1 protein-coding gene is annotated in these 228 nt (G+C 66.2%); it reads right to left on the bottom strand.

The features are described 5' to 3' along the window. Positions 1-228 (bottom strand): hypothetical protein (locus tag F6X37_RS38215; RefSeq protein ID WP_187614713.1); only part of this gene is annotated, 228 nt, incomplete at both ends.

Raw genomic sequence — 228 nt, 5'->3', positions numbered from 1 at the left:
CACCCTTGCCCACCAGCGTCGGCGTCGTGTCGTCCGTGCTCTCGCCATTGCCCACCGGTCCCTGGATCGGACCTTCGTCGTCAATCACTTCGCCAATGACTGGCTGGTCCGGCGCAGTCGTGTCCACAATCACCGTCCGCGGGTCCGACGGCCCACTTTCGTTGCCCGCAGGATCGCGCTCCACCACCGTGAACTGATGCTCGCCCTCTTCCAGCGGCGTCTCAGGCG

It is taken from the genome of Paraburkholderia sp. 31.1 (assembly GCF_014397645.1).
In the GTDB taxonomy this organism is placed as follows: Bacteria; Pseudomonadota; Gammaproteobacteria; order Burkholderiales; family Burkholderiaceae; genus Paraburkholderia; species Paraburkholderia tuberum.
Note: the sequence above shows the minus strand (reverse complement) of the source record. Positions and strands in the feature narration are given on the sequence as shown.